This is a genomic window from Bauldia sp., from assembly GCF_020442045.1.
In the GTDB taxonomy this organism is placed as follows: domain Bacteria; phylum Pseudomonadota; class Alphaproteobacteria; order Rhizobiales; family Kaistiaceae; genus Bauldia.
In genome coordinates this window covers 1-26605 of the sequence record NZ_JAGRLA010000123.1, presented here as the reverse complement: position 1 = coordinate 26605, position 26605 = coordinate 1, and the positions used below count along the sequence as shown (strand labels likewise).

The 26605-nt window shown below is 66.9% G+C and carries 27 protein-coding genes and 2 pseudogenes; 16 read left to right on the top strand and 13 right to left on the bottom strand.

Features of this window, described 5'->3' with window-relative positions:
* A pseudogene (locus tag KDJ86_RS14050) lies at window positions 1-406 on the top strand (arylsulfatase); the annotation flags it as partial.
* Between the two features lie 134 nt (window positions 407-540).
* Here the strand turns inward: KDJ86_RS14050 and KDJ86_RS14045 are convergent.
* The 4 genes from KDJ86_RS14045 to KDJ86_RS14030 all read right to left on the bottom strand — a co-directional run bounded on the left by KDJ86_RS14045 (window position 541) and on the right by KDJ86_RS14030 (window position 3822).
* Window positions 541-942 carry a DoxX family protein gene (locus KDJ86_RS14045; RefSeq protein ID WP_521085293.1) on the bottom strand — a complete coding sequence of 134 codons (402 nt, stop codon included), beginning with the start codon at window positions 940-942 and terminating at the stop codon, window positions 541-543.
* A gap of 148 nt (window positions 943-1090) precedes the next feature.
* Window positions 1091-1723: an NADPH-dependent F420 reductase gene (locus KDJ86_RS14040; protein ID WP_521085291.1), complete on the bottom strand. Its 633-nt coding sequence runs from the start codon at window positions 1721-1723 to the stop codon at window positions 1091-1093.
* 117 nt (window positions 1724-1840) lie between these two features.
* On the bottom strand, window positions 1841-2749 hold the full coding sequence (locus tag KDJ86_RS14035) for a LysR family transcriptional regulator (protein WP_291746957.1): 909 nt from the start codon (window positions 2747-2749) through the stop codon (window positions 1841-1843).
* Between the two features lie 95 nt (window positions 2750-2844).
* Window positions 2845-3822 (bottom strand): helix-turn-helix transcriptional regulator, encoded by a 978-nt coding sequence (locus KDJ86_RS14030; RefSeq protein WP_291746954.1) that lies wholly within the window; start codon window positions 3820-3822, stop codon window positions 2845-2847.
* A gap of 326 nt (window positions 3823-4148) precedes the next feature.
* Here KDJ86_RS14030 and KDJ86_RS14025 point away from each other — a divergent pair, with 326 nt between their 5' ends.
* Window positions 4149-4982 carry a calcium-binding protein gene (locus KDJ86_RS14025; protein ID WP_291746952.1) on the top strand — a complete coding sequence of 278 codons (834 nt, stop codon included), beginning with the start codon at window positions 4149-4151 and terminating at the stop codon, window positions 4980-4982.
* 29 nt (window positions 4983-5011) lie between these two features.
* Complete coding sequence (locus tag KDJ86_RS14020) at window positions 5012-5839, top strand: calcium-binding protein (RefSeq protein ID WP_291746951.1); 828 nt, start codon at window positions 5012-5014, stop codon at window positions 5837-5839.
* A gap of 56 nt (window positions 5840-5895) precedes the next feature.
* On the opposite strand, the gene KDJ86_RS14015 is transcribed toward KDJ86_RS14020, so the two are convergent.
* The gene (locus tag KDJ86_RS14015) at window positions 5896-7098 is read right to left on the bottom strand and encodes an adenylate/guanylate cyclase domain-containing protein (protein WP_291746949.1); all 1203 of its coding nucleotides are present in this window, start codon (window positions 7096-7098) and stop codon (window positions 5896-5898) included.
* Window positions 7099-7277: 179 nt separating this feature from the next.
* On the opposite strand from KDJ86_RS14015, the pseudogene KDJ86_RS14010 reads away from it, so the two are divergent.
* The 5 genes and pseudogenes from KDJ86_RS14010 to KDJ86_RS13990 form a co-directional block, all read left to right on the top strand.
* Window positions 7278-7520 (top strand): annotated as a pseudogene (locus tag KDJ86_RS14010) (accessory factor UbiK family protein); the annotation flags it as partial.
* A gap of 320 nt (window positions 7521-7840) precedes the next feature.
* The gene (locus KDJ86_RS14005; RefSeq protein ID WP_291746944.1) at window positions 7841-8341 is read left to right on the top strand and encodes a type III secretion system chaperone family protein; all 501 of its coding nucleotides are present in this window, start codon (window positions 7841-7843) and stop codon (window positions 8339-8341) included.
* A gap of 13 nt (window positions 8342-8354) precedes the next feature.
* On the top strand, window positions 8355-9182 hold the full coding sequence (proC, locus tag KDJ86_RS14000; RefSeq protein ID WP_291746942.1) for a pyrroline-5-carboxylate reductase: 828 nt from the start codon (window positions 8355-8357) through the stop codon (window positions 9180-9182).
* 95 nt (window positions 9183-9277) lie between these two features.
* Entirely contained in the window at window positions 9278-9949 is a 672-nt protein-coding gene (locus KDJ86_RS13995) for a TetR/AcrR family transcriptional regulator (RefSeq protein ID WP_291746940.1), read from the top strand.
* Window positions 9950-10073: 124 nt separating this feature from the next.
* The gene (locus KDJ86_RS13990; protein ID WP_291746938.1) at window positions 10074-10427 is read left to right on the top strand and encodes a tRNA-binding protein; all 354 of its coding nucleotides are present in this window, start codon (window positions 10074-10076) and stop codon (window positions 10425-10427) included.
* An 11-nt stretch (window positions 10428-10438) separates the two neighbouring features.
* On the opposite strand, the gene KDJ86_RS13985 is transcribed toward KDJ86_RS13990, so the two are convergent.
* Window positions 10439-11977, bottom strand: coding sequence for an HD domain-containing phosphohydrolase (locus KDJ86_RS13985; protein ID WP_291746935.1), 1539 nt, complete (start codon window positions 11975-11977; stop codon window positions 10439-10441).
* Between the two features lie 191 nt (window positions 11978-12168).
* Between KDJ86_RS13985 and KDJ86_RS13980 the strand changes: the two genes are divergently transcribed.
* Window positions 12169-12636 carry a cupin domain-containing protein gene (locus tag KDJ86_RS13980; protein ID WP_291746932.1) on the top strand — a complete coding sequence of 156 codons (468 nt, stop codon included), beginning with the start codon at window positions 12169-12171 and terminating at the stop codon, window positions 12634-12636.
* A 65-nt stretch (window positions 12637-12701) separates the two neighbouring features.
* On the opposite strand, the gene KDJ86_RS13975 is transcribed toward KDJ86_RS13980, so the two are convergent.
* A complete protein-coding gene (locus KDJ86_RS13975) occupies window positions 12702-13364 on the bottom strand; it encodes a sulfotransferase family protein (protein WP_291746930.1) in 663 nt (220 codons plus the stop codon).
* 308 nt (window positions 13365-13672) lie between these two features.
* Here KDJ86_RS13975 and KDJ86_RS13970 point away from each other — a divergent pair, with 308 nt between their 5' ends.
* The 3 genes from KDJ86_RS13970 (at window position 13673) to KDJ86_RS13960 (ending at window position 16433) form a co-directional block, all read left to right on the top strand.
* The gene (locus tag KDJ86_RS13970; RefSeq protein ID WP_291746928.1) at window positions 13673-14479 is read left to right on the top strand and encodes a calcium-binding protein; all 807 of its coding nucleotides are present in this window, start codon (window positions 13673-13675) and stop codon (window positions 14477-14479) included.
* Between the two features lie 140 nt (window positions 14480-14619).
* On the top strand, window positions 14620-15228 hold the full coding sequence (locus tag KDJ86_RS13965) for a DUF922 domain-containing protein (protein ID WP_291746926.1): 609 nt from the start codon (window positions 14620-14622) through the stop codon (window positions 15226-15228).
* 116 nt (window positions 15229-15344) lie between these two features.
* A complete protein-coding gene (locus tag KDJ86_RS13960; protein WP_291746923.1) occupies window positions 15345-16433 on the top strand; it encodes a DUF1007 family protein in 1089 nt (362 codons plus the stop codon).
* Between the two features lie 29 nt (window positions 16434-16462).
* Here KDJ86_RS13960 and KDJ86_RS13955 read toward each other — a convergent pair whose 3' ends face one another.
* The 3 genes from KDJ86_RS13955 to KDJ86_RS13945 are packed head-to-tail and all read right to left on the bottom strand — an operon-like array spanning window position 16463 to window position 19152.
* Complete coding sequence (locus KDJ86_RS13955) at window positions 16463-17872, bottom strand: ATP-binding protein (protein ID WP_291746920.1); 1410 nt, start codon at window positions 17870-17872, stop codon at window positions 16463-16465.
* Between the two features lie 12 nt (window positions 17873-17884).
* Window positions 17885-18616 (bottom strand): response regulator, encoded by a 732-nt coding sequence (locus KDJ86_RS13950; RefSeq protein ID WP_291746917.1) that lies wholly within the window; start codon window positions 18614-18616, stop codon window positions 17885-17887.
* Window positions 18613-19152 carry a MarR family winged helix-turn-helix transcriptional regulator gene (locus KDJ86_RS13945; RefSeq protein WP_291746914.1) on the bottom strand — a complete coding sequence of 180 codons (540 nt, stop codon included), beginning with the start codon at window positions 19150-19152 and terminating at the stop codon, window positions 18613-18615. Before KDJ86_RS13945 ends, KDJ86_RS13950 begins: the two co-directional genes overlap by 4 nt.
* A gap of 206 nt (window positions 19153-19358) precedes the next feature.
* Between KDJ86_RS13945 and KDJ86_RS13940 the strand changes: the two genes are divergently transcribed.
* Window positions 19359-20264 carry a branched-chain amino acid aminotransferase gene (locus KDJ86_RS13940; protein WP_291746910.1) on the top strand — a complete coding sequence of 302 codons (906 nt, stop codon included), beginning with the start codon at window positions 19359-19361 and terminating at the stop codon, window positions 20262-20264.
* Between the two features lie 33 nt (window positions 20265-20297).
* Here the strand turns inward: KDJ86_RS13940 and KDJ86_RS13935 are convergent, their stop codons facing one another.
* Window positions 20298-20597 carry a putative quinol monooxygenase gene (locus KDJ86_RS13935; RefSeq protein WP_291746906.1) on the bottom strand — a complete coding sequence of 100 codons (300 nt, stop codon included), beginning with the start codon at window positions 20595-20597 and terminating at the stop codon, window positions 20298-20300.
* A gap of 154 nt (window positions 20598-20751) precedes the next feature.
* Between KDJ86_RS13935 and KDJ86_RS13930 the strand changes: the two genes are divergently transcribed.
* Entirely contained in the window at window positions 20752-22032 is a 1281-nt protein-coding gene (locus KDJ86_RS13930) for an MFS transporter (protein ID WP_291746903.1), read from the top strand.
* A 98-nt stretch (window positions 22033-22130) separates the two neighbouring features.
* On the opposite strand, the gene KDJ86_RS13925 is transcribed toward KDJ86_RS13930, so the two are convergent.
* The gene (locus tag KDJ86_RS13925) at window positions 22131-23672 is read right to left on the bottom strand and encodes a winged helix-turn-helix domain-containing tetratricopeptide repeat protein (protein ID WP_291746897.1); all 1542 of its coding nucleotides are present in this window, start codon (window positions 23670-23672) and stop codon (window positions 22131-22133) included.
* A gap of 203 nt (window positions 23673-23875) precedes the next feature.
* Between KDJ86_RS13925 and KDJ86_RS13920 the strand changes: the two genes are divergently transcribed.
* Entirely contained in the window at window positions 23876-24067 is a 192-nt protein-coding gene (locus KDJ86_RS13920; RefSeq protein WP_291746895.1) for a hypothetical protein, read from the top strand.
* Window positions 24068-24198: 131 nt separating this feature from the next.
* Here the strand turns inward: KDJ86_RS13920 and KDJ86_RS13915 are convergent, their stop codons facing one another.
* Entirely contained in the window at window positions 24199-25035 is an 837-nt protein-coding gene (locus KDJ86_RS13915) for a DUF4396 domain-containing protein (RefSeq protein WP_291746892.1), read from the bottom strand.
* Between the two features lie 200 nt (window positions 25036-25235).
* Here KDJ86_RS13915 and KDJ86_RS13910 point away from each other — a divergent pair.
* On the top strand, window positions 25236-26605 hold a 1370-nt coding region (locus tag KDJ86_RS13910; RefSeq protein WP_521085292.1), incomplete at its 3' end, for a DEAD/DEAH box helicase family protein.

The following is a 26605-nucleotide window of genomic DNA, read 5'->3' as shown; positions in this document are numbered from 1 at the left end:
CACGCTGGTCTTCGACTTCAAGTATGACGGCCTCGGCACCGGCACGCTCGCCTACAACAACTTCAGCGGTCTCGGCCAGGGCGGAACCGGCACGCTCACGGTCGACGGCAAGGTGGTGGCGACCCAGGAGATGAAGCGCACCATGCCGATGATCCTGCAATGGGACGAGAGCTTCGACATCGGCTCCGACACGCTGACCGGCGTCAACGATGCCGATTATACGCCACCCTTCAGGCTGACGGCCAAGCTCGACAAGCTGACGCTGAAGATCGACCGGCCGCAACTCAGCGAAGCCGACATCAAGAAGCTGGAGGATGCCCAGGCCGCCGCGGTCGACGGGGCGGCGGGCCAGACGACGGCGGTCGACGGCCAGCCGGTCAAGACGGTCCAGCCGGGACCGCAATAAAAGACAGGGCGGGGAAGCCGGGGGAGGGTCGAAAAACCTGACCTTCGGTGGGGGATCCGCTCAAAAGACCTGCGCCGGACAGAGCGTCCGGCGCAGGTTTTTTCGTTTTGGCGTGAGACGCGGGAGGGCGCGGCTCAGCGGCGGCTCCTGCCAAGTGAGAAGATGCCGTCGCCGAGAAGAGCCTGAACGACCAGGGCGACCGCCCAGAATGCCGGGAATTCCCAGCCACCGCCCTCGTTCGAGAAGATGAAGCCGGCGGCGCCGTGCGGGGTGTAGATCGAGCCGAGGAGGATCGGCACGAGAGCGAGCGAGACCCAGCGGGTCCAGAGGCCGAGGATGAGGGCGATGCCGCCAAGCAGCTCGGCCGCCATCACCAGATAGGCGAGGGGGCCGGGGAGGCCGAGGGAGGAGAAAAAGGCGGCGGTCCCGGCCGGGGTGAAGACGAAGATCTTCAGTCCGGCATGGACCAGGAAGAGGACGCCCATCGAGACGCGCAGCACCAGCGCGGCGATGTCGGCCTGGCTGGCGGTGGCGATGAAGCCGGAGTCCCGTGTGTCGGTCGTCAAAGCGGTCATGATCGTGATCCTTCAAGCTGGAGGCCCGCCCCGCGGGCCGGTGTCGTGTCGGGAGGACGTGAGCGGAATGCCGGCGCGACCGGTCGGCACCCGGTGTCTTCGGGGGGTGTCAGGCGGCGCGCAGCCAGGTCGGCGCGATATCGGTGCCGAGGCCGAGGCCGTAGCCGAGTGCGATGTTGAGACCGGCGACCGGCTCGAGATAACGGGCGGAAGCGAGCCCGCCGACCTCGAGCGGATCGAGACCGACGTCGGCGGCAAGACGCGCCACGCTGGCGCGGGCCCCGGCGTCGTCGCCAGCGACGAAGACGGTCGCCGGGCGGCCCGCGACCTTGCCGTCGGCGTGGAGCACCTGGGCGAAGACGGTATTGAAGGCCTTGACGACCCTGGCCGCGGGGACCGCCTTCTGGATTTCCTCGGCGGCGCTGGTGGTGAGGCCGATGGCGAGGCCGGAAAAATCCGCCGTCATCGGATTGGTGATATCGACCACGGTCTTGCCGGTGAGATCGCCGGTCGTGGCGAGGACATCGGCGACGGCGGAATAGGGTACCGCCAGCACAACGAGGTCCGACCTGCCGGCGGTATCGGCGAGGCCGGTGCCGGCGATGCCGCGACCGAGCGCGCGGGCGACCGTTTCCGCCTCGGCAGGCTTACGCGAGCCAAGGGTGACCGCGTGGCCGGCCTTGGCAAAAAGGACGGCAAGGCCGGAGGCCATGTTGCCGGTTCCAAGGATCGAGATGTTCATGTCTGTTCTCCTTCTGGCGCCCATGGCGCGTCGAGGGGAACATGGCGCATGTCCGATTGGATGATAATCAGCGCTAAAAGAAGATAATTACTTCCAATGCGGAAGCAATGTGTCTGTTCATGCTTTTTCCCAAGGCGGGCGGCCCTGGTAGCGTTCGACCAGGAAGTCGACGAGGGCGCGGACCTTGGCGGCGAGGTGGCGGCTGTGCGGATAGACGGCGTGGAGGCCAAGCGGCTCCGGCTCGAAGGCCGGAAGGATACGTCGAACGCGGCCCGCTTCGAGCGCGGCGCCGGCGACAAAGGCCGGCAGATGGGCGAGGCCGAGCCCGGCCTCGGCGGCCCGAAGGCAGGCGCTCGGGTCCGAATAGCGGACGCGGCCATTGACCGGCACGACGACGGTTCCGCCCTTTCCGTTGCCGAAGACCCACCGGTTGGGTTCGCGGATGTTGGTATCGATGACGCAGGCGTGTCGCGTGACGTCCTCCGGCATTTCCGGCTCGCCATGGGCATCCAGGTAGTCGCATGACGCGACCAGCATGATCCGGACGTCGCACAGTCGCCTGGCGACCAGGCTGGTGTCGGCGAGGCGGCCGATGCGGACCGCCATGTCGAAGCCCTCATCGACGAGATTGACGACGCGGTCGGTGAAGCCGACGTCGAGCTCGATTTCAGGGTAGCGGGTCGCGAAAACGTTGAGGGCGGGAACCAGCTCGCCAGTCCCGAAGGATTGTGGCGCGGTCAGCCGGAGACGGCCGCGGGGCTGCTGGGCGCTATCTCTGATCGAGAGGTCGAGGCTCTCGAATTCGTCGAGCAGCGGGCGGATGCGTTCAAAATAGGCCCGGCCGGCCTCGGTCGCGGAAACTGCCCGCGTGGTGCGGTTGAGGAGGCGGACGCCGAGCTCCGCCTCCAGCCGGGAGACCAGCTTCGAGGCCTGGCCGGAGCTTCTTCCCAGGCGCTCGGCGGCGGCCGCGAAGGTGCCGGTCTCCACGACGGCGACGAACATGCGGTCGCATTCCAGTCGGTCCACGCGGCTCACCCGGTCGAAAGGATCAATCGCCGGGAATCATAGTCGAAGCAGACCGGAACGGCGACCGAAGCGGCTTCCGGCGCCGGAGAGCCGTGTCAGACCTCGCCGGAGCCCGTCCGCCGGAAAGCCTGGGGCGTGTCGCCGAAGCGGCGGCGGAAGGTGCGATTGAAATAGGACAGGTCGCCGAAGCCGGCGGCGAAGGCGATCTCGACTACGCGCCAGTCGCGGTGGCGCGGGCTTCTTAGCATGCGGAGCGCGGTTTGCAGCCGATGCTCCCGCAGGTGTTCCGAGAAGGTCTCGCCGGTCGCTTCGAGCAGGGCATGAACCGAGCGGAGCGAGATGCCGAGGGCGGCAGCGACCGTCCCCGGGTCGAGATCGGGCTCGCGGTGACGCTCGGCGATGACCGCGAGGAGCCGCTGGCGCATGACGCCGCGCGCGCCGCCGTTTCCCCCGGCCCGGGCGAAATCGCTGGCGGGATCAAAAGCCAGCGACAAAAGATCGAGGACGTGGCCCTCGACGAGCCCGGCAAGCGGCGGCGACACGATCTCGCGGCGGTCGGCGAACAGACCGAGATAGGCGGCGAGCAGCGCCAGCGCAGCGGGATTCGATGGCACGCGGCCGGCGGCGGCGTCGGGATCGCGGATCGCCTGGCGCAGGCAATCGCGCGGAATGACCAGCGATATCTCGGTGTTGTCGTCATAGGCGACGGTGCCGCCCTGGACATAATGCGGGATCAGCACCGCCCTTCCCGGCGAGAGCGGGATGCCGTCGCCGTCGGGCCCGACCGCGTGGCCGGCACCACTCGTGCACAACACGAGGCTGAAGCCGTCGTCGCCGTCGCGAACGAGATCGGCGGTGCGGCTGATGGTCATCGGGCCGAGGTCGAAGGCGATGAGACGCATGACGTCGAAGCTGTGAACCGTCGCCGAGGCATGGAACCGGGACGGGTCCGGCGTCCCGATATCGACGCGCGCGAGGGCGAGGGCAAAGGTCTCCCGCCATGCGTCGAAGCGATCCCGCTGGTCGAAGGCATCGGTGGAAAAGACGAGGGGCCCCGGTGGCGCGCTGGTCATTGCCGGCGACTTACGACCGGGCGCCGGACCCGGCCGGCCTGCGCTTCAGTCCAGTCGGGCCTGCGCGCCAGTCCGAGACGCCGCGGCGGATGCCGGCATAGCGTTCCCGCCTGTTCACGCCTGAGGGCGGCGGATACCCAACTCGGAACGAGGGAACGGAGAGCATGACGACGCCACCCGGGACCGACACAACCTCAAACATAGCACCGGCCGGCCGCCGTGCCGACCCGAAAGGCGTTTTTGCTGCATGGCGACCGGTGCCGCGGCGGCCAGGCTGCAAGCCGGCGCGCTGACGGGATCGCGACAGGCGTCGGACAGGAGGCAGAATGGTCAGTTTCACCGCGTGGACGCCCCAGAACATGCGGCATCTCGGCGAGCTTCGCGCCATCGGCAGCGATAACGCCGATGCGCGCTATGCCAACATGGAGGTCTCCTATATCCGCGACGTCCACGGGCACAAGATCGTGGTCGATCTCGGCGGTTCCTTCACCTATGACGGCGGCGTCCCCAGCGGCGGTGCCGTTGAATCGGTGACGGTGACGATCGACGGCAAGCCAGCCTATGGCTTCGAGGGCATCGGCCTCGGCATCCTGCCCTTCATCGAACAAGCCTCGCTCTACCGGAGCGATCCGATCGGGACGCTCGCCAAGCTGTTCGCCGGCGACGACGACCTCGCCGGATCACGCAAGGGCGACCTGCTGATCGGCTTTGCCGGCGACGACAGCCTCGAAGGCCGCCGCGGCGGCGACAAACTCCTTGGCGGCAAGGGCAAGGACGTCATCGACGGAGGGCGCGGCAAGGACATCATGAAGGGCGGGGCGGATGGCGACAGCTTCGTCTTCTCGACGTCGCCGGACGCCAAGCATGTCGACGTGATCCGCGACTTCGACCCCGGCGTGGACGCCCTCCTCTACGAATGGGATCCGTATAACACCATTGTCCCGGCCGACCCGGCCACGCCGCAGCTCGTCACGCCGGACCAGGTTCACGTCGGCCGCCACGCGACGACAGCGGCGCATCGCTTCATCTACGACCCCAGGACCGGGGTTCTTTCCTACGACCCTGATGGCAAGGGCGGGGCCGGGCAGACGCCGGTCGTCAAGCTCGCCGGCGCGCCGGCACTCGATTACGCCGAGCATCCCTTCATGTTTGTGATCTGAGCGGGCGAACAGACGGAGAAGAAGAAACCGTGGCAACTTTCAAGGCGAATTCGGCCGTCGATCTCGGCGCGCTCGACGAACTCGGATTCCTCATCGACTACACCGACCATCCGCCGCTGGTGACATCCAACGAGATCACCATCGCCGTCACCGAAGACGTCGTCGAGATCATGCTCAACATTCACGGGAGCGGCTTCACCAAGAACGGCGTCGGGCAGATCAACGGCGGGACGATCGACGGCGTCGACGCCCGGACGGACGGCGCCCTGCACTACCAGTTCACCGGCCTCGACATCGCCATCGTGCCGCTCCTGCAATATCTGAAGACCCATACGGTGGACGTCGAGAACCAGGCAAGCCAGCGCCTTCTCAACGGCGACGACACCGTCATCGGCTCGAACCAAAACGACGTGCTGTTCGGCTTTGCGGGGGCCGACGAGATCGAGGGGCGGAACGGGAAAGACAAGCTCTTCGGCGGCGACGACTCCGACATCCTGAACGGCGGGCGCGGGCGGGACAAACTGACAGGCGGCGCCGACGCCGACACCTTCGTGTTCAGCTTCCTCGGCCGCAAGCATGCCGACAAGATCACCGATTTCGAGGTCGGCGTCGACCGGATCGCCTTCGACGATGCGATCTTCACCAAGCTGAAGAGCGTCGGAGACGACGGCGCGCTCGCCCAGCACCAGTTCCACGTCGGGGATCACGCGACCAAGAAGGGGCAGCGGATCATCGTCGATAACGAACACCACAAGATGTTCTACGACCCCGACGGCAGCGGCCTGGCGCATCAGATCCTGGTTGCGAAATATACCGGGGCGATCACCTATGACGCCAGCAGCCCGTACCTGTTCTAGCCGTCGCGGCGGGCCGGCCGACGTGCCGGGCGAAGGCCGGGCCATGCCGCGTCCGGTCAGGGAGACCACGCGTAGCCGCGGGTGTCGGGCAGGCCCTTCAGGGGCGGGAAGTCGACCGCATTCCAGTCGATATCGATGCCGGCGGCGAGCGATTTGACGTTCTCGTCGATCAGGACGGTGCCCGGCGCAGCCTGGGCGGAGATGCGGGCCGCGCGATTGACGGTGGTGCCGAAGATGTCGCCGTCGCGGAAGATGACCGGCCCCGCGGCGAGGCCGACATGGACCGGGAGGAGGGAGGAGGACCGGGCCCGGCGAATGATCTCGGCGCTGCCGTTCAAGGCTTCTTCGGTGCCGGAGAAATGGAGCAGGAGCCCGTCGCCCAGCGACTTGATGATGCGTCCGGCGCGGCCTTCGAGAATCGTCTGGACGAGCTCCTCGAACTGGCCGGTGCGCTCCGCGCCCTCGCGGTCGCCGAATTCGCGAACGAAGTCGGTGTAGCCGGACATGTCGGCGAAGCCGACGACGACGGTGTGCGAAGCGTCGTTCCGGGACGCGAAGCCGAGATCGCCGAGGCCGTTCTGGAGACGGAAGGCGATGTTCTCGAAGACCAGGTCCTCGAGGATCCGGGCGAAAAGGATGCCGAGGACCTCGAAGCCGATCTCCTGGAGCCGGCGGCGGCGCGAGGCGCCTTCCTCGACAAGGCGGCCGAGCGGCATGCCGGCCGCGATCATCGGGTCCTCGACCTCCTCGCGGTAGAGGTCGCGCTGGGCCTCGGCGATCCGGCGGAGCGAATGGCCGAATACCCGGAGCGCGCGGAACAGGGACTTCCGCGACAGCCCGGCGGCGGTGACGCGGGACAGCAGCGTGAGGAATGCGGCGTCGTCGTCTCGCGCCGGGTGGTCGAGATCGAAGGTCGGCAGGCCGACGGCGACGAAGGTGGCGTGTGCCATGGCGGTATCGAGCTTCAGGTCGGCGATCAGCTCACGATAGGTCTTGTCGACCATCGTGACCGGCCGCGCGAGCATGTTGCGCGCGAAGTCGAGCGACAGATGGCCGGCGCCGACGGCCGCCGACAGCGTGGCCGGCCCAAGACCGAACGATTCGAGACTCTCGACCAGACGGACCAACGTGACCGTGCCGTTCTCGCGGTGGTCCGGATCGACCAGGCCAAGGTCCCGATAGGCAGCAATCCTCTCCGCGGGACAGCCCGAGAGGCGGGCGAGATCGTCGATCGATGACCCGGATTTCGATTTCGGCATGGGGCGCGGTGTGTCTGGAAATGGAGGGACGCGGGTGGCGCGAGACTATCGAACCAAGCGGCGGCCAATTCCAGCGTTTTTCACCGGAGCAATGTGCGGGTACGCAGCTTGCGGTCAGCCCGCCAGATCACCATAGTAAAATGCATGGCCGGTCGATCCGGCGCGTGGAGACGAACAGAATGACCCAGACCTCCAACCGCATGTTCGACGAACTGGCGCGGCTGATGACCGACGCCGCCAATGTCGCCCAGGGCGTGCGCCGCGAGGCATCTACCGCCTTCCGCAGCCAGGCGGAAAGCTGGATCGCCGAACTCGACCTGGTCCGTCGCGACGAATTCGACGCGGTCCGCGAGATGGCGTCGCGGGCGCGCGAAGAGAACGAAAAGCTGGCCGCACGGGTCGCCGAGCTCGAAGCGCAGCTCAAGACGGCGCAAGTAAAAGCGCCGAAAACCGCCGCAAAGGCGGCATCCAGCCGAAGTGCTTCGGTAAAGACAGCCAGCAAGCCGAGGCGGACAACCAGAAAAACGCCGGCCAAGGAAACTTGAGCCGGCAAAACACCTCGAAAAATTCGCTTGTTGAAAAAGTGGAGCCCGTCGGCCCCGCCTGTTGGCGCGGCGGGGCGTCCGCGCCTATATACTGATTCATAATAAAGATTCGCCGCGCTTCGCGTAGACTGCGGCAGTACTTCATGTGCCGTGTCCTTGTGTTGCGTGGCAATCCGTTCCGACCGTCGCAGGCTTGCATGACCTTCATCGACATTGAGCAGGAACGCCAGTCCCATCCGGTCGATGTCATCGAGCATATTGCCGCGCTGAACGACTGGACCTTCGAACGCGCCGGGGATGACGAGATCACCATCTCGGTCGCCGGCGGGTGGTCGGACTATCACGTCTCCTTCTCCTGGATGGAGGACAAGGAAGCGATCCACCTCGCCTGCGCCTTCGACCTCAAGGTGCCGGAGGCGCGGGTGGTCGAGGTGATGCGGTTGCTGACCATGGTCAACGAGCAGATGTGGATCGGCCATTTCGACCTGTGGACCGCGGAAGGCGTCATCATGTTCCGCCAGGCGCTGCTGCTGTCCGGCGGGGCGGAGCCCAATACCAGCCAGGTCGAGCGGCTGCTGGTGACGGCGATCGAGGCCTGCGACCGCTATTTCCAGGCCTTCCAGTTCGTCGTCTGGGCGGGAAAGGATGCCGGCGAGGCGCTCGAAGGGGCGCTGTTCGAAACCGCCGGCGAGGCGTGAGCGCGTTTCCGTCATGACCGAGAAGGGGCCGACGCCCGAGCGTCCGCTGGTGCTGGTGGGCGCCGGCAAGATGGGCGGCGCGCTGCTCGCCGGCTGGCTCGACGGCGGTATCCCTCCGGATGCGATCGTGGTGGTCGAGCCGTCGCCGGCGGGAGACACCGCGAGACTGCTCGCCGAAGCCGGCATAGCCACCCATGCCAGCCCGCCGCCGGACCTGACGGCGGGCGTTGTGGTGCTGGCGATCAAGCCGCAGATCATGGGCGATGCGCTGCCGGCGCTGAAATCCCTGGTCGGGCCGGAGACGACGGTGCTTTCGATCGCCGCCGGAACGACCCTCGCCAATCTCGAATCCGGTCTCGGGCCGGCCGCGATCGTCCGCTCGATCCCCAACACGCCGGCGCAGGTCGGTCGTGGGGTCACCGCCGCGGTTGCCAACAGCCGTGTCGGAGACGGGGCGCGGGGCGTGGTGACGCAACTCCTCGAAGCGGTGGGCGCCGTCGCCTGGGTCGAGGAAGAGGCGATGATCGACGCGGTGACGGCGGTCTCGGGCTCGGGCCCGGCCTATGTCTTCCTGTTCGCGGAATGCCTGACGCAAGCGGCCGTCGAGGCCGGTTTGCCGCGCGACGTCGCCGAGCGTTTCGCCCGCGCGACGGTCGAGGGGGCGGGGGAACTGCTCTTCCGTTCCGAATTGTCGCCGGCCGAACTGCGCAAGAACGTTACCTCACCGAACGGCACGACCGCCGCCGCGCTCGCCGTGCTGATGGCGGATGACGGGTTGCAGCCGCTGGTGACGCGGGCGGTGGCGGCGGCGAAGAGGCGCTCGGAGGAGCTCTCCGGCTGAGTGATTCCAGCCCGCGATCCGGGGCGCGGTTTGTCGCCTCGCCCTTGCCATCGTCCGGGGCTAACCTCTGCGAAACAGGTGATGGAGAGGTGGTGATGGCGAAAGCAGCCCGACGTTCGACACGCACGACCAAGGCGCCGGCCAGGGACCCGAGAGAGGCGATCATCGACGCCTTCCTGGCGCTCGCCGCCGAGCGCGACGTGCACTGCATCGGCCTCGACGAGATCGCCGAGCGGGCCGGCGTCTCGCTGGCCGAATTGCGCGGATGCTATGCCGGCAAGCTCGGCATCCTCCTCGGCTTCGCACGGCGGGTCGACCTCGCGGTGCTCGCCGAGGGGCCGGCCGATCCGGAGAGCGAGGCCCGCGACCGTCTGTTCGAGGTGATGATGCGGCGCTTCGATGCGCTGGCGCCCTACAAGCCGGCGATCCGGCGGATGGCGCGGAGCGCGCGCTGCGATCCGGCCCTGGCGGCGATCCTCCGCCGTCTCGCGATCCGCGCGCAGGCATGGAACCTGGCCGCCGCGGGCATCAGCCACGGCGGCCTGTCTGGCCGGGTGAAGAGCGGCGGGCTGGCGCTGGTCTATGGCGAGACGATGCGGACCTGGCTCGGCGACGACGATCCGGATCTCGGCCGGACGATGGCGACCCTCGACCGCGCGCTCCGGCGCGGGGAACGCGGCATGCGGATGATGTCCGACCTCTGCTCGCTCCTGCCGCGGCTCGCCGAAAGCGGCCGGCGCGGCCGCGCGGCCGCGACAACCGGCTGACAGCGGTCGCCCGCAGCGCTCGAAGGCCAGCGGGCGCCTGTTCTCCGAGGCATGACGAGGGCGGTGTTGAGCCGCCGGTCCGCTCCGTGCTACGGCGGCGGGCCGAAAAGACGGAGAGCGAGCGATGAGCGGGGCCGCGGCCGAGACGATCAGCTTCGAGGATTTCCTGAAGGTGGATATCCGGGTCGGGACGGTGGTCGAGGCGCGGGAATTTCCCGAGGCTCGCAAGCCCGCCTTCCAGCTTTTCATCGACTTCGGGCCGGAGATCGGCGTCAAGAAATCCTCGGCGCAGATCACCAGGAACCACAAGCTCGACGCGCTGGTCGGCCGCCAGGTCGCGGCGGTGGTGAATTTCCCGCCGCGCCAGATCGGGCCGATCATGTCGGAGGTGCTGACGCTCGGCTTTCCCGACGAGGCCGGCGAGGTGATGCTCTTCGCGCCGGACCGGCCGGTGCCGAACGGCGGGCGGCTCTACTGAGCGCCGAGCAGCTAATCCTCGAGCCCCAGGAGCCCGTTCTCCATGGCGTAGAGGGCCGCGGCGGTCCGGCTGCGGACGTCGATCTTCCGGTAAAGGTTTTCAGTGTGCTTATCGACCGTCTTCGGTGAAAGCCCGAGGTGATCGGCGATGGCCTTGTTGGTTTCTCCTTTTGCGATCCGGACCAGCACGTCGACCTCACGCCGCGTCAATCCGCCGGGAGGCGCCGTCGCCGACGCCTTTTCGTGGCCGGCAAAGTCGAGGACGGCCCGCACACAGTCCGGCGGGAGGCGTTTCGCGGCGACTTCGGCGAGCATGGCGTCCGCGGCGCTGTCCCTGGACAGGGCCGGGCGGTTTGCTTGCGGATGTATGAGTTCATCGTAGAGGTTGGCGGCAGCGAGAAGGCAAGCCCCCCTGTCCGAGAGCCGTGTCCCGCGATGGTAGCCCGAGCCGTCGCATCGCTCGTGGACGCTGGATGCCATCCGGCGAATGGATGCAAAGACGCCGGCCATGGCGAGGATCTTCTCGGTGTGGAAGCAGTGGGTTTCCGCCTCGGCTTCCTCGAAACCCGACAACGGCTCCGCCTTGTCCCAGATTCCGTTGCGGATGGCGCATTTTCCGATGTCGTGAATCAGCCCGGCATCGAAGATGTCCTGCAGCGCGGCCTCTGGCACGCCGCTTCCGGTGGCGGCGCCGAAAGCGAGCGCCGAGACGCGCCGCGAGTGGCCGAGAAACCACGGGCTCTTGTTGTCAGCGAAGTCGGCGAACGCTTCCGCGACCGATCTGAACTGCCGGGGTTCGATCTCGACGCCGCGGCCCGGCTCGGCCTCGACAAACAGGTCCCATTCCGGCCTCGCGCCGAAATCGGCGAAGAGGTCGTTGCCGCTTTCCAGTGCGAGGGCGCAGATCGACGGGTCGAACTGACGCCCCGACCGCTTGCGGACGACGTCCAGCATCGACTCGAGGCCGCCTGCCCGCCTGTGCAATTCGGCGACGACCGCGAATTCGATAATCCGCGTTCCCAGCGGGATCGCGTCGCCGGCCAGCCGGACCGGGTTGCCGCCATCCCAGCGCGAGTCAACCTGCTCGAGGAGACGCGGCACTCCTTCAAGCAGCGGCAGACGCCGGGTAAGCGCGACGGCCTGGGTGCAGTGGGCATCGGCCACGTGGCAAAGCCTCTCCCGCCGGTCGACCAATATGCCGATGAGGGCCTGTTTGGCGCCGGTGTTGCCCCGCGAGTCGATGCGCCGCTCCAGATGGAGGCGGATACTGTCCGGGTCGGCGAGATCGGCCAGATTGAGGGCATGGTTGATGGCGCGTTCATCGCCGAGGGGAAGCTGTGCCACCTCGGAGGCGGTCGCGGTGCAGCCGATCCGCCGCGTGATGCAGGCATAGTAGATTTCGGAAAGATCGTTGTCGGAGAGACCCCGCAACCGACCGACGCGGACCGCGAGGACGGTGGCGCTCAGTCCGGTGCCAAAGGGCTGTCCCGCCGCCATGTCGGTGGCGGTCGACAGGGCCCCAAGGATTTCGGAAAGCCTGCCAGCGGCCATGCCGGTCTTGCTCCTTCCGCCGTCGTTTCAGGTCCGAGCCGTGCTCCGTGAATCCTCCCGCCAATGCATTCTGCCTCAAATAAGGAGAACTCCTTATCCGCCCGCGGGCGTGTTCTCCCTATCGTCGGCCTTGCCGCCTCCGGTATCGCCTGTTTCCCGGCGGCGGCCGACAACGCAAGGAGGATGCTAGCATGACATACAGTCTGGACCATCGATCCGGCCAGCATATCGACCTCCTCGGCGATCGCTATCGTCTGCTCGCCACGGGCGACCAGACGGGCGGTTCCATCGCCGTGGTCGAGGTGACGGTCGGCCCGGGCGGCGGCGTGCCGCCGCATGTCGACAACAACGAAGCCATCGGCTGGTATGTGCTCGAAGGATCGCTCGTCTTCATGGTCGAGGGCGAGGAGCGGACGCTCGATGCGGGCGGATGGATCTATTCGCCCAAGGGCGTCCTGCACACCTTCCGCAACGCTTCGGGCAAGAGCGCGCGGGCCCTGTTGCTCGCCCTTCCGGCAGGTCTCGACGGCTTCTTCCGGGAGGCGGGCCGCGCCCTGGGCCCCGAAGACGATCCCAGGCCTCCGACCGAATCGGAGATTGCCGCCGCGATGGCCGCGGCGCCCCTTTACGGTCTGGACTTTCCGGCTCCTTCGCCCTGAACCGGGTGGTCAGGCCGGCGGTGGCGGACCCGCCGTCGGCCTCTTCGCCGCACCGGGAGGCATCGTCAGTTCCCGATCACCCTGCCGGCGGCGTCGATCTGTGGCTCGCCGCCGAACTTCGCCCAGAACTCCTCGCGCTCATTGCTGCGCGGGAAGGGCGTGGCGGGGACAGGCACCTCCAGGAAGCGGCAGAGCGGCTCCCAGCCCTCTGCCACGTTGAAGACCAGCAGGCGGTCGGCGGGAATCGTCTCGCGGACCGAGGCGTTGTTCTTGCGGTAGGCGGCGATGGCGGTCTCGCGATTGACGGTGCCGCCGAAGATCGGCTCGAAGATCAGGGTGTTCATCGTCTCGAAGACGCCCTCGACCGGCGGCGGAAGCGCTATCGATCGACGGACGGTCATGAACTTGCCGATGGTCTTGTCGAAGCTCGCCCACCAGTCCTCCTCCGGCCGCTCGGTGTGGACGACCTTGGCATCCGGAAAGGCGATGACGGCCTGACGCCAGACGGCGGCGCCCGGAAAATCGACCTGGGCGTTGTAGCCTTCGTAGACGTCTTCCCAGTCGACCTCCTCGCCGGCGGCGACCGCGGCCCATTTCGCCGGCTGCTCCGGATTGCCCATGACCTCGACCATCTGGTGGCACGGCCCGAAGCCGAGTTGTTCCAGCGCCAGCTTGGTCGACAAAGTGCCCGTCCGGCCGAAGCCGGAGCCAATGACCTTCAGCGACATGTATTCCTCCCTCGCAATCGCGGCAGCGCCGCATGCGGGTGGGATAATCCATCCTCCGGTGGCGCGCGTCCATCGGGCAGAATCCCGGCCGTGGACGGGGCCATTCGGCTGCGGATCAGGAGCAAGCGCTGATTGCACGGCGGGTCCGGGGTCGACACCCGCCGACCGAGATGGATACAATCTTATGCAATTGTGGCGAGCAGGCGCATTTTTGTTGGCCAACACGATCTTGTCACCCGCGCGGGCGAGATCGATTCATCTGGCGGAGGCCGGGTGGACCGAGGTTCAACAGATCCGGGAGTCTTCGAATGTCGGGTTTCGATTATACCCAGTTGATCGACTACAAAGACGACTTAACCTACGAGAGCAAGCTCGACATTCCTTCCACATGGCCGGACTGGGATGGCGATCAGCAATACGAGTCAGGCGACGAGGGGCTGGCGACCGGACCGTATCTCGGGGTTGTGACCATCAAAGGCATAACCTGTCCGGTATTTCAGGGACGGGACAGCAATGGCGTCTACACCGGCTATGTCGTCATCTATCCCGGTCCCAAACTCTCCAAAGACAAAATTCCGGATTCGATACCGCTCCCCAACAATGTGCCGTTCTATTTCGGCAAGAACAAAGCGACCGATCCGATTGTCGGCACCAACAAGGACGACAAGCTGAAGGGGACGTCCGGCGACGACGAAATCCGCGGTCGCGGCGGCGACGACACGCTCAAGGGAAAGGCCGGGAACGATATCCTGAACGGCGGCAAGCACGACGACAAGCTCCTCGGCGGCGCCAACGACGACTTCCTGAACGGCAAAGCCGGACGGGACCTGCTGAAGGGCGGTACCGGTGACGATTGCTTCCAGTTCGACTTCAAGATGACGAAGAACAGCGCCAAGAAGAACTGGGACAAGATTGCCGACTTCGACACCGCCGACGACACGATCTGCCTGAAGCAAGCCAAGTTCTCGGACCTGCCGGAAGGCGATCTTTCCGACACGGACACCCACGTCACCTACAAGAACAAGGCGCTGTTCTATGACGACATCAAGTTCGCCAAGTTCACGGGCGACGCGCCGGCAAGCCTCAATGACATCCATATCGAGGTCTACGTCTGAACCGCATACGGCCGGGGGCGCCCGTCGGCGGCGGCCGCGTCGTGGCGGCAGCCGTGGCGAACGGCTATGATCGGCGCACGGCCTCGCCGCGGGCTCTCGCCCGGACGGGGCGATCATGACGCCGAGTCGCCGGGGGAAACATGGATCGCGTGACGACCTGCTGGGTGCGCGGCCTGTCCGTCGCCATCGCGGTGCTGTTTGCCGGCGGGGCCGGCCCGGCCGAGGCCGGCCTCCGCTACACGACGGTGTTCAAGAGCCATCCCGTCTACGGGACGACGCCGAGAACGATCGTCCAGTACATGAACAGCCACCCGATCCCGGACCCGGACGACGGTGCCGCGCTCGCCAACATCACGCACAAGCACACGTTGTCGGTCACGACACAGGCATCGGGCGGCGGCTGCGCGGTAAAGGACCTCACCTTCACATGGAACTTCGTCATCACCCTGCCGAAGGCGATGGAACGGGCGAAGATGAGCTCCTCCACGGTCGGGATGTGGAACGAGTTCGTTGCCAAGGCGAAGTGGCACGAGCTCCGCCGGCGGGAGATATTCCTCGCCTGCGGCGCATCTTTCGTTCCGGCGGCGGAGAAGCTCACGGCCCCGACCTGCTGGGGACTGAAGGCCAAGGTGCGGCGATACATCGACCAGCAGTATGCGGCCTGCATGAAGAAGCAGCGGGCCTTCGGCAAGGCCGACAGGGCCTCGGTCGCAAACCTGAGACTGATGCGGGCCGGCCTCGGTCGCTGAGCCTTCAAGGCGGTCGCGGAGGCGGGACGCCGTGTCCCGGCGGATGACCACGCGTGCCTTCATTCCGGCCCAGTTCGCCGGCAAGGTCGCGGACGAGGGGGACCGGGCCCTTGCCCATGAAGATCGGTATCCTGAACGCCGTGGCGAAGCGCGTCGCGGCCTGCCTGACGGTGGCGTCGGCGTCCGCCTTCGTCGTGACCGGCGCGGCGGCCCATCCGCACGTCTTCGTCGATGCGAAGGCGACCATCCTGTTCGACGGACAGGGGCGGATCAGCGCGGTCGCCAACACCTGGGAATTCGACGAGGCCTTCACCGCCTTCGCCGTCTCGGGGCTCGATGGGGACGGCGACGGGAAACTGAGCGCCAGCGAGCTTGCGCCGCTCGCCAAGGTCAACATCGATTCGCTGAAGGAATACGACTATTTCACCTATCTGCTCGCCGGGGACAGCAAGCACGGATTCGTCACGCCGACCCAATACCACCTCGAATATCACGGCGACCGGCTGACCCTGTTCTTCACCCTGCCGCTCAAGGATCCGGTGCCGGTGGACGGAACGGTGGCGGTCGAGATCTTCGATCCCGAATATTTCGTCGCTTTCACCTTCGTGGAGGATCACCCGGTCGCGCTCCAGGGCGCGCCAGCGGGGTGTGCGCCCGACTACCAGCCCCCGCACGAACTCGATGCCGATACGATGGCGATGCTGGCCGCGATTCCGGTCGACCAGCACGACCTGCCGCCCGATCTCCTGAAGGTCGCCGTCCGGCTGGCGAACCTGATCAAGGTCAATTGCCCGGCAGGCGTGGCGGCCGCTTCGCCGATATCGCCGCCGGACCCGCGCCTGTCGCCCCACGACTCAGAACGCGGAACGCTGACCGGCACGGATATGCAGCTCGTCCCGGCCGGCTCCCCCGATTCGCCCGCCGGAGATGCCGGGGCTGCCACGCCACCGGACAGGCCGGCAGGGACGTCGACGGCCGCGCCATCGGCGGCGAAGACCGTCGAGACCGGAGACGGGTCCGGCATGGTCGAGATCGACGAGCCGCGGCAGTCGGCATCGACCGCGAAGAAGATCGGAAGCGCGGGCGACGATACGCTGCCGCAGGACTCTGATGGCCTTATCGGGATGATCGGCCTCGCCGTCGCGGTCCTCGCCGGCGGAGCGGGCATCGCGATCATCTGGCAGCGGCGGTCGCGGCGTTCGTAGCAAAGGCCAATCGACCCGAAAAGGGTGGCTCAGGCGGGGATCACCACCTGGGCCCGGAGGCCGCCGATCGGGCTCACGTCGAGGGTGATGTCGCCGCCATGGCTGCGGGCGATGTCGCGGGCGATGGCGAGGCCGAGACCGGTGCCGCTCTCGTCGATGTTGCGGGCGGCGTCGCCGCGATAGAAGGGCTTGAACACCGTCTCGCGCTCCTCGAGCGGGATGCCCGGCCCGTCGTCGTCGACCTTGACGGTGAGGATACCGTCCTCGTGGACGGCGGTGACCATGACGCGGCCGGCGTGGCGGATGGCGTTGCGGACGAGGTTGGTGAGGCAGCGCTTGAAGCCCTGCGGCCGGACCTTGACGATCGGATCGCCGGAGAAATTGAACGTCACCTCATGGCCGGCGACGCGGACCTCATGGCCGATCTCGCGCAGCAGCATGTCGACGTCGGTCGCGGTCGCCTCCTCGCCGGCATCGCCGCGGGCGAAGGCGAGATAGCCTTCGAGCATCCGGTTCATGTCGTCGACGTCCCTGACCATCGGCTCGACATCGGCCTTGTCCTCGATCAGGGCGAGCTGGAGGCGGAAGCGGGTGAGGATGGTCCTGAGGTCATGGCTGACGCCGGCAAGCATGGCGGTACGCTGCTCGATCTGGCGATCGACCCGCTCGCGCATCTCATGGAAGGCGATGGTCGCGCGCCGCACCTCGCGGGCGCCGCGCGGGGCGAAATCGGGGACGGCGCGGCCCTTGCCGAAATCGTCGACGGCGGCGGCGAGGCGGAGGATCGGGCGGATCTGGTTGCGCAGGAAGATGATGGCGATGGTCAGCAGGACGACGCTGATGCCGACCATCCATGACAGGAAGGTCAGCGAGTTCGAGGCATAGGTCTGGCTGCGCCTGGCGAAGACGCGCAGGACATGGTCCTCGAGCTGGATGCGCATCTCGATGAGGTTCGAGCGGCCGACGGTGTCGATCCAGAAGGGGCGGCCGACCTGCTTCGACAGCTCGTGGCTGAAATTCTGGTCGAGACTCGAGAAGAAGGGTTTCGGGCCGGCCGGAGGCAGGGGCTCGAGCGGCAGAACGGCGATCCTGAGGTTGAGGCGGTCCTTGGCGATCTTGGTGATCTGGTCGTAGTCGCCATCCTGCGGATAGGTCTCGATGACGTCGATGATCGCGGCGATGTCGGCGACGACGGCCTGGGTCAGCCGTTCGGTGACGAGCTGCCAGTGTTCCTCCATGAAGACGAAGGCGACGACGGTCTGGATGATGACGACCGGCGCGATGATGATGATCAGCGAGCGGGCATAGAGGCCCTTCGGCATGGCGTCGCCGAGCCGCCGGGCGAAACGGCGATAGGCAGCGCGAATGCCGAGCCCGCGGCGCGCGGGCCTGGCGTCCGAGGTCGTCGTCTTGTCCTTCCCGGTGGAAACCGTATCCATGCCTGACAGGCTCTAGAAGGCGATCGTCAGCCGATACCCTATGCCGCGCACGGTTTGAAGATAGAGCGGGTTGGCCGGATCGGCCTCTATTTTCCGGCGGAGGCGATTGATCTGGACGTCGACGGTGCGTTCCCCGGTCGGGCCGCCGCCGGCGACCAGGTCGCCACGCGGCACGGTTTCGCCCGGGGCCGCGGCGAAGATCGCCATGATCTGGCGCTCGCGGTCGGTGAGATGGACGATGTCGGTGCCCTTGCGCAGCTCCATCCGCTCGCGGTTGAAGGTGAAGGGCCCGAAGCGGACGACCTCGATCAGCGGCGTCGCGGCGGGCTGGCCGCGCTTCAGGATGTTGTTGATGCGCAGGAGCAGCTCGCGCGGCTCGAACGGCTTGGCGAGATAGTCGTCGGCGCCGAATTCGAGGCCCTGGATGCGGGCGTCGATCTCGGAGCGGGCGGTCAGCATCAGGATCGGCACATCCATCGTCTCGCGCAGGCTCCGGGTCAGCTCCAGTCCGCTCTCGCCCGGCATCATCACGTCGACGATGAGGAGGTCGAATTCGAGGCCGGCGAGACGCCGCCGGGCGTCGCCGGCATCGCTCGCGGCGGTGACTCGGAAGCCGCGTTCGCCGAGATAGCGGGACAGCAGGTCGCGGATGCGGCTGTCGTCGTCGATGACGAGAAGGTGGGCGGCCGAATCGTCCACCGCGATCTCGCCCGGGCTCGCGGGGGCGCCGGTTTCGTCGCTCATTGGCCGATCAGCCTCGCCACCATGTCGCGCTGATCGCCATCGACGACCTGGCGCAGGAAGAGCTCGGCGCCCTTGCGCTCCTCCGGGGAAAGCGAATCCAGCGCCTCGGCGATCCGCCGCTCCTGCGGGGCCATCAGCCGCAAGGCGAGGGCGCGCCCGGACTCGGTCGGGTAGAGCAGCCGCTGGCGGCGGTCCTGCGGTCCCTGAACCTGCTCGATGAAGCCACCGTCGATCAACTGCTTCAGCACGCGGCCAAGGCTCTGCTTGGTGATGTTGAGGATATCGAGCAGATCGGCGACCCGGATGCCGGGGTGGCGGTTGACGAAATGGACCACGCGGTGATGGGCGCGGCCGAAGCCGTAGGCGGCGAGCACGGTATCGGGATCGGAAATGAAGTCGCGATAGGCGAAGAAGAGGAGCTCGACGAAGGTTATCTCGGGGCGGTCGTCGACCGACAGCGGCTCGGCGATCAGACGACCGGTGCGGCCATGCGGGCGATCCGGCGTCTCGCCGCTCTTCAAAATTACGTCAGCCATGTTGACATATTTTTTCGCACTTGTTACTGAAGCACTCGTTGCCACGAAATAATCGGACGCGACTCCGGTCGGCCGGCTTGCGGTGACGATACCGTCAGCACATTATCGGCGATCGCGGCGCGACGCAAAAAGCTCAAACGGCAGAAACTGCCGGTAGTCGGTGCCAAAGAGGCCGTCTCGCACGGCCGGTTCAGGGAGATGCAACAATGGCCGCTGCGCCTTTCCACGATCGTCCTGGTGTCATCTGGATGAACGGCGAATTCGTTCCGTGGACGGATGCCAAGGTCCATGTGCTGTCACATGGCCTGCATTATGGCAGCGGCGTGTTCGAGGGCGAACGCGCCTATGGCGGCGAGATCTTCAAGCTGCGGGAGCACACCGAGCGGCTTCACCACTCGGCCGAGATCCTCGGATTCGAAATCCCGTGGTCGGTCGAGGAGATCGACCGGGTCTCCAACGAGCTGCTCGTCCGGCAGGGGCACGAGGACGCCTATGTCCGTCCGATCGCCTGGCGCGGCAGCGAGATGATGGGCGTCTCGGCCCAGCAGTCCTCGATCAACCTGGCGATCGCGGTGTGGGAATGGCCGTCCTATTTCAAGCCGGAGGAGCGGCTGAAGGGCATCCGGCTCGACATGGCCCAGTATCGCCGGCCGGATCCGGCGACGGCGCCGTCCAAGGCCAAGGCGACCGGCCTCTACATGATCTGCACGCTGTCGAAACACGCGGCGGAAGCCAAGGGCTATGCCGACGCGCTGATGCTCGACTGGCAGGGGCGGGTGGCGGAAGCGACCGGCGCCAACATCTTCTTCGTCAAGGATGGGGTGATCCATACCCCGACGCCCGACTGCTTCCTCGACGGCATCACCCGGCGGACGGTGATCGGCCTCGCCAAGGCGCGGGGCTACGAGATCATCGAGCGGCGGATCATGCCGGAGGAGATGACCGGCTTCGAGCAGTGCTTCCTGACCGGGACCGCCGCCGAGGTGACGCCGGTCTCGGAGATCGGCCCCTACAGCTTCACCGTCGGCGAGATCACCCGCAACCTGATGGAAGACTATACCGCCGAGGTGCAGCCGAAGCGCCCGCCGGCGGCGATCGCCGCCAGCGGCTGACGGTTCACCCCGCTCAGGCAGGGCACCGGCGGGTCAGAGCCCGCGTTCCTCGCCGGCCTCGTGAGCGATGACCTCGCGTCCCATGATCTCGACGTCGGCGAGCAGCGCCCGCCAGGCATCCATATGCGGCGCCTTGCCGTGGGCGTCGAGCGAGGCCCAGTCCTCCCAGCGCTCGACGATCCGGATCAAGCCGGGCTCGACCAGATCCTCGGCCCAGGCATAAAGGATGCAGCCCTTCTCGGCGCGGGTGGCCTCGATGGTCTTCCTGGCATCGGGCCTGAGGGCGTCGAGAACCTCGGGGGCGATGCGCATATGGCCGGTGACGATGATCATGGGCGTTCCTGTCTCTTCCTGCTGGATGGTGGGGGCCTGCCTAACGCACCGGCGCCGACAATTCCAGCGCCGGGAATCCCGCCCCGGCGGCGGTTGGACCGGTTTGCCGGGCCTTGCCGCCGCATGCTAGGCCCGTGACCGGGGGCCGCGGGGGATGGAACGCAAGCCAAACGAAAGCTGGAATTTCGCCGCCCTGCTCATTCAAGGCGTAGCGCGGCGTGTCGGCAACGAGCTGACCAGCGAGAAGCTGGTCCTGCCCTTCCTCTATACCGCGCTCGGCGGCTCGGTCTTCTTCACCGGCCTGTTCGCCCCGGTGGTGATCGTCGCGCGGCTTGTCGCCCAGCTGCTCGGGGCGCGGCTGGTCGAGCTGACCAATCGCGGCAATATCCTCATCGGGTTGACGGTGGCGGCGACCGGCGCCGTCTTCGTCTTTCTCGGCACGGCGACCGGCGGGCTGCCGGCGGCGTTGCTGCCCGTCGTCTTCATCGCCGCGGCGACGCTGCTCGGCTTCAGCAACGGCTTCAGCGCCCTCGTCTTCCAGGATCTGATCGGCCGCATCCTCACCGACCGGTCGCGGATCAGGCTGCTCTTCACGATCGGCGCCGGCAGCGGGGCGATCGTCATCGTGACGACGCTGGTCTCCCAGGCGATTGTCGGGCTGGAACCCGACGCCGAGCCGGCCAGGGACCATTTCCATCTGCTGTGGGCCGGCGTCGCGATGATGTTCGTGTCCGCGGTCGCCGCCTTCCTGGTGCGCGAGGCGCCGGGCGGGGCCGAGAAGGCGGAGGATGGCGAGGGCTACCTCTCGTCGGCGTTCCGCAATGCGCGGCTCGTCTTCCGGCTGCCGTGGTTCCGCCGCTTCGTCCGGGCCCGGGTGCTGCTGCTGTCAGTCGAAATGGTGCTGCCGTTCTTCGCGGTCCACGCCGCCACCTTCCATGCCGACAAGGCGCCGAGCCTCAGCGTCTTCGTCATCGCCGTCAGCCTCGGCATGATCGGCGGCGGGCTGGCCTGGCCGCGCGTCGGCAGGAAATCAATCCAGCTCGTGTTGTCGCTGTCCTGCGCGCTCGCCGGCGCGGCGGCAGTCCTGGCGCTCGCCAACCACCTCATCGGCGACGTGCAGTCGCTTCTCATCCACGCGGCGATGATCTTCCTGCTCGCCTTCGGGACGCAAGGGGCGCTCGACGGAAGCACCGCCTATGTCGTCCGCTCGACGACCGACGAGGAACGCCCTTACTGCATCTCGGTCTCGAACCTGATCGCCGGCATCGTCGGGATCGGGCTGGCACTCGTCGCCGGCCTGATCGCCGAGGGGCCGGGGGTGATCGTGGCGATCGTGTTCATGGGCGTGATCAACGCCGCCGGGGCGATCTATACCCTGCGCCTGCCGGACGTGACGCCGGCCGAGGGCGCGGCCGGAGGGGAAGGAGCGGGTTAGCCGGAGAGGCCGCCGAAGGCCTGGGGCGTTGACGGTTGGCGTCGCAGACGGGCGGGCGCGACCTCCGGATGACGGTCACGAGGAAACGCCGTTCGCAGTCAGTCGGGAAGACCGGCGTCACCCAGAAGGCGGCAGAGCAGCTCAAGATCCTCGGGATCGGCGAATGGCAAGGTTCGCCGGGCGTAGCCCACGGTGAAATCGGGGCTGGCGCTGCGAAGCTCCGCGACGGCGTCGGCGGCCCGACCGTGTCTGTCGAGCGCCGCATAGCATGCCGCGAGCAGCGCCAGGGCATTGGCATGGCCCGGCATCTCGACGGCCGCCCGCTCGGAATCGGACAACGCCTCCTCGAATCGGCCGGCGACGAACAGAGCGCGGGAACGGTGGACGAGGTAAAGGCCGGGATAGAAAGGATTGAAGCGCATCGCCAGGTCAATCTCGCGGAGCGCCTCCTTACCCTGCCCCATGTAGGCAAAGGTGGCTCCGACGATCATACGAAAATGCGCATTCGATGGGTTCAACCGGACAGCGAGCCACGCCTCTTCCAGCCCCCGTCTGAAATCGCGGTCTCGATCCCGCCACCACAAAGTGAAGCCGAGAACGCAATGGCCCCAGGGTTCGTTCGGGTCAGCCGCGATGGCGGCCTTGGCATGCACCAACGCCTTGTCAAACGGCCGGTTCGGGTCCTCGCTCCAGCCGTTCGACCCCTCGATGTGATGCGCCCAGCCGAGGACGGCATGGGCGCGCGCGAAGCCGGGATCGAGACGGATTGCCGCCTCGGCTTCCCGCCGCGCCCGTGCCGCGCTCTCACGCGAAAAATCCCATATGTGCTGCTGGGCCTTTAGCGCGTGGTCATAGGCGCTGATCGCGTCGCCGCCGGACATCTGAACCCGCTTGTAGTGACGAAGCGAAACCTGACCGACCAGGGTGTTGACGATCACTGTCGCGATCTCTTCCTGAACGTCGAGAATGTCCTCGACATCCCGATCGAACCGCTCGGCCCACAAGGTGTTTCGGGTCGCCATGTCAATCAGCTGTGCGGTGACGCGGACCCTTCCTCCTGCGCGCCGGACGCTGCCTTCGAGCAGGTAGGCGACCCCGAGCTCCCGAGCGAAGTCGTAACCGCTGCCATCACGATCGTGGAATGCGAAAGCGGACTGGCGGGCAATGACAAACAATTCGCCGTAGCGGGAAAGGTCCGTGATGATGTCGTCGGCGATCCCATCCGAGAAGAACGATTGTCCGGGATCGTCGGAGAGATTGTCGAACGGAAGCACGACGATCGACGGCCTTTCCTGTCCGACGCCCGCGTCCGAATCGGGACGACCGCCGGTCGCGTGGCTGCCGATCGGAGCCGCCGCGGACTCGACAACCTCGATCTCCGGGACAAAGAGAAACCCCCGCCGGGAGACCGTCCTGATCATCCGCTGGCTCTTTCCGTCATCCCCGAGTGCCTGTCGCGCCGCGTTGATGCGGGTTGAAACAGCCGAGTCCGAAACGATCCGACCCTGCCAGACGGCGTCAATGATCTCGTCGCGGCTCAGAACACGCCCGGGCGCAGACGCGAGACATGCGATCAGATTGAAGACCTGCGGCTCGATCTCGACGGCGATACCGCCATTGCGCAACTCGTTCCGCGCCAAGTCGAGCTCAAAGGAGCCAAATCGGATAATCTGGCGTGGCACCGAAGCCATTGATATTGCCCGCGTTTCGGCAAGATCGCTGACCTTAACACAAAAGGACGGCATCTGGACGCGTTCTGGACGCCGTCTGAAAGACCGCGTCGGCGAAAGCCTTCAAGCTCCAGTCATCGAGACAACGAACGCGATGGCCCGAGGAGAATCCAATGACCGATGCAACCCGCGACCATAGGCGCCCGGATGGCAACCTTGATCTGTTCGAGGCGATTGAGAACGGGCAACGCCTTCACCGGCAGGCTATCAACGCATCAATGCGGCGCTTGCTCGCGCGCCTCCAGGGCAAAATGCCGGGACCGAGCCGGGAATCGACGATCTCGACAGTCGATGAACATGCTTGAATGGACATTCTCGGACGCCGCGGTGGCGGCATGGCGATGTCCCTTGCGCGAGATGCCTTGTCGCGTCCGCGAAGCCGGTGACACCCTGGAGGCGGGCATGAGATGGTGATGGCGATTTCCAGGCAGATGGCCTAGCCGGAGACGCCACCGAAGGCCGAGGCGATCAAGAGGCCGATGGCGAGGACGGCGACGGAGATCACGGCCATCACCGGGACCGGCGGCCGCGGGGAAGGCGGCTTCATCTCGGCCATGTTCGTCCCGCCGGCCGCGGAACCCTCGTCCATCTTCATGCCCGACATGCCGTCGCCCGCGGTGGCCGGGCGGACGGTTGTCATGCCGTGCTTGAGATGGTGGGCGACCAGCCACCAATTCATCGGATAGGCGATGACGAAGCCGGCCATCAGGGCGACCGACATGCGGAACCAGAACAGCGGCTGCAGCGGGTCATGGGCGGCGGCGACGCCCTTCCAGGCCAGGGTCGAGACGACGATCATGCCGCCCATCAGGCAGTTCATCGACAGGAACTCGGACATGAAGGTCATGCGGAGCGACTTGCCGTAGTCGCCGCCGGCCATGTCGCGCATGAACAGCGCCTGGAAGATCGTCCAGCCGAAGCCGAAGCCGAGGACATATTCGAGGCCGAGGTCGGCGAGGATCGGCAGCGCGATGACCGCGCCGATCACCGCGCCGACGAGGATGCCGATGCCGTCACCGGCGACGCAATGCATGGTCGAGCCGAGAACCTGGCGCCAGCGCGCGTCGACATATCGCTCATGGGTGCCGGGGAAGGGCTCGCGGCAGCCGAGGACGTAGAGGAAGGCACCGAAGGGCCCGGCATAGAGCGTGAAGAGGACGAAGCCCCACTTCATCACCGCGCTTTCGGGCGTGTCGCGGATATCGATCGCGACGAACAGGACCGCCAGCGCGGTCAGCCCGAACCACAGAAGCATTACGCCGTCGATGACCATGGCGTCCCCCGGGAATCGGCTCGATGACCAGAGGATAGCAGCCCCGTGGCGGTTTCGCGCGGGCACGGGAGGAGGCGACATGGCCCGGCCTTTGCGAAGAAGGCGGGCGGCCATCATGCCGCCGGCCGCGACTCCTGCCAGGAAGCTGTCAGGAAGTCCCGTCGAATATGGTGCGGCCGGGCCTCGCCATTGGCCGAGTCATCGCCCATATTCAGGCCATGCCACCCAGGAAGACATCCGGATTCGGCGAGGCGCCGCAAAAGCCGTTCAAAGAAGCGCGGAGCGCCCGCGGGTCTTTGCCGGGGGCGGGCTCCGGCGCGACAGGGAAGGAAAAGGCCCTGCGAACCGCCCGCGGCACGTCGATGGGCGGGCAGGGGACGGCGCGCGAGCGCGCGGCGGCTGGCCTCAACCCGCTGCCCGGCATGGACATGACGCTGGAGGAGGCGGAGGCTTTCCTCGGCGCCAGCAAGCCGAAGCCGCCGTCCGCGCGTGGGGGCGGCAAGCATCAAGAGGCGCGGACGGCCCCCGGGTCTTCGCCCGGGGCCGGCTCCGGCCGGACCGGGAAGCCGGGGAGCCGGCAGCTCGAGCCGCTGCCGGCCGGCGCGGTGACCGCGACGGTCGAGGCGCTGTCGAGCCTGATCGAGAGCGGGCGGCCGGAATTCCGCGACAAGACCTGGGCGCCGCACCGGCCGCCGCGGCCGGAGAAATCCGAGGGCGGGGTGGCGCTGCGGATCATCTCCGACTTCGAGCCGAAGGGCGACCAGCCGCAGGCGATCGAGGAGCTGGTGGCGGGCGTCCGGTCGGCGGAGCGCGACCAGGTGCTGCTCGGCGTCACCGGCTCGGGCAAGACCTACACGATGGCGAAGATCATCGAGGCGACGCAGCGGCCGGCGCTGATCCTGGCGCCGAACAAGACGTTGGCGGCGCAGCTCTATGGCGAGTTCAAGGCCTTCTTCCCGGAGAACGCGGTCGAGTATTTCGTCTCCTACTACGACTACTACCAGCCGGAGGCCTACGTCCCGCGGACCGACACCTATATCGAGAAGGAATCCTCGATCAACGAGCAGATCGACCGGATGCGCCACTCGGCGACCCGCTCGCTGCTCGAACGCGACGACGTGGTGATCGTCGCGTCGGTGTCGTGCATCTACGGCATCGGCTCGGTCGAGACCTATACGGCGATGACCTTCGCGCTGTCGCTCGGCGAGCGGATCGACCAGCGGCAGCTGATCGCCGACCTGGTGGCGCTGCAATACAAGCGCTCCGACGCCGACTTCCGGCGTGGCACCTTCCGGGTGCGCGGCGACACGATCGAGCTCTTCCCGGCGCATCTGGAGGACCGGGCGTGGCGGATCTCGCTGTTCGGCGACGAGATCGAGGCGATCACCGAGTTCGACCCGCTTACCGGGCAGAAGCAGGGCGGGCTGAAGACCGTGAAGGTCTACGCCAACTCGCATTATGTGACGCCGCGGCCGACGCTCGCCCAGGCGGTGAAGGGCATTCGCGAGGAGCTGAGGGGGCGGCTGGAGGAGCTGACCCGGGCGGGGCGGCTGCTGGAGGCGCAGCGGCT

Excerpts from the sequence above, each read along its gene's own strand:
- KDJ86_RS13940 (WP_291746910.1), top strand. The coding sequence starts at position 19,359 with ATGGCCGCTGCGCCTTTCCACGATCGTCCTGGTGTCATCTGGATGAAC.
- KDJ86_RS13960 (WP_291746923.1), top strand. The coding sequence starts at position 15,345 with ATGAAGATCGGTATCCTGAACGCCGTGGCGAAGCGCGTCGCGGCCTGC.
- KDJ86_RS13970 (WP_291746928.1), top strand. The coding sequence starts at position 13,673 with ATGTCGGGTTTCGATTATACCCAGTTGATCGACTACAAAGACGACTTA.
- KDJ86_RS13990 (WP_291746938.1), top strand. The coding sequence starts at position 10,074 with ATGAGCGGGGCCGCGGCCGAGACGATCAGCTTCGAGGATTTCCTGAAG.
- KDJ86_RS14005 (WP_291746944.1), top strand. The coding sequence starts at position 7,841 with ATGACCTTCATCGACATTGAGCAGGAACGCCAGTCCCATCCGGTCGAT.
- KDJ86_RS14025 (WP_291746952.1), top strand. The coding sequence starts at position 4,149 with ATGGTCAGTTTCACCGCGTGGACGCCCCAGAACATGCGGCATCTCGGC.
- KDJ86_RS13935 (WP_291746906.1), bottom strand. The coding sequence starts at position 20,597 with ATGATCATCGTCACCGGCCATATGCGCATCGCCCCCGAGGTTCTCGAC.
- KDJ86_RS13945 (WP_291746914.1), bottom strand. The coding sequence starts at position 19,152 with ATGGCTGACGTAATTTTGAAGAGCGGCGAGACGCCGGATCGCCCGCAT.
- KDJ86_RS14040 (WP_521085291.1), bottom strand. The coding sequence starts at position 1,723 with ATGAACATCTCGATCCTTGGAACCGGCAACATGGCCTCCGGCCTTGCC.
- KDJ86_RS13950 (WP_291746917.1), bottom strand. The coding sequence starts at position 18,616 with ATGAGCGACGAAACCGGCGCCCCCGCGAGCCCGGGCGAGATCGCGGTG.
- KDJ86_RS13995 (WP_291746940.1), top strand. The coding sequence starts at position 9,278 with ATGGCGAAAGCAGCCCGACGTTCGACACGCACGACCAAGGCGCCGGCC.
- KDJ86_RS13965 (WP_291746926.1), top strand. The coding sequence starts at position 14,620 with ATGGATCGCGTGACGACCTGCTGGGTGCGCGGCCTGTCCGTCGCCATC.
- KDJ86_RS13980 (WP_291746932.1), top strand. The coding sequence starts at position 12,169 with ATGACATACAGTCTGGACCATCGATCCGGCCAGCATATCGACCTCCTC.
- KDJ86_RS14015 (WP_291746949.1), bottom strand. The coding sequence starts at position 7,098 with ATGCCGAAATCGAAATCCGGGTCATCGATCGACGATCTCGCCCGCCTC.
- KDJ86_RS13920 (WP_291746895.1), top strand. The coding sequence starts at position 23,876 with ATGACCGATGCAACCCGCGACCATAGGCGCCCGGATGGCAACCTTGAT.
- KDJ86_RS13930 (WP_291746903.1), top strand. The coding sequence starts at position 20,752 with ATGGAACGCAAGCCAAACGAAAGCTGGAATTTCGCCGCCCTGCTCATT.
- proC (WP_291746942.1), top strand. The coding sequence starts at position 8,355 with ATGACCGAGAAGGGGCCGACGCCCGAGCGTCCGCTGGTGCTGGTGGGC.
- KDJ86_RS14030 (WP_291746954.1), bottom strand. The coding sequence starts at position 3,822 with ATGACCAGCGCGCCACCGGGGCCCCTCGTCTTTTCCACCGATGCCTTC.
- KDJ86_RS13985 (WP_291746935.1), bottom strand. The coding sequence starts at position 11,977 with ATGGCCGCTGGCAGGCTTTCCGAAATCCTTGGGGCCCTGTCGACCGCC.
- KDJ86_RS13975 (WP_291746930.1), bottom strand. The coding sequence starts at position 13,364 with ATGTCGCTGAAGGTCATTGGCTCCGGCTTCGGCCGGACGGGCACTTTG.
- KDJ86_RS13915 (WP_291746892.1), bottom strand. The coding sequence starts at position 25,035 with ATGGTCATCGACGGCGTAATGCTTCTGTGGTTCGGGCTGACCGCGCTG.
- KDJ86_RS13955 (WP_291746920.1), bottom strand. The coding sequence starts at position 17,872 with ATGGATACGGTTTCCACCGGGAAGGACAAGACGACGACCTCGGACGCC.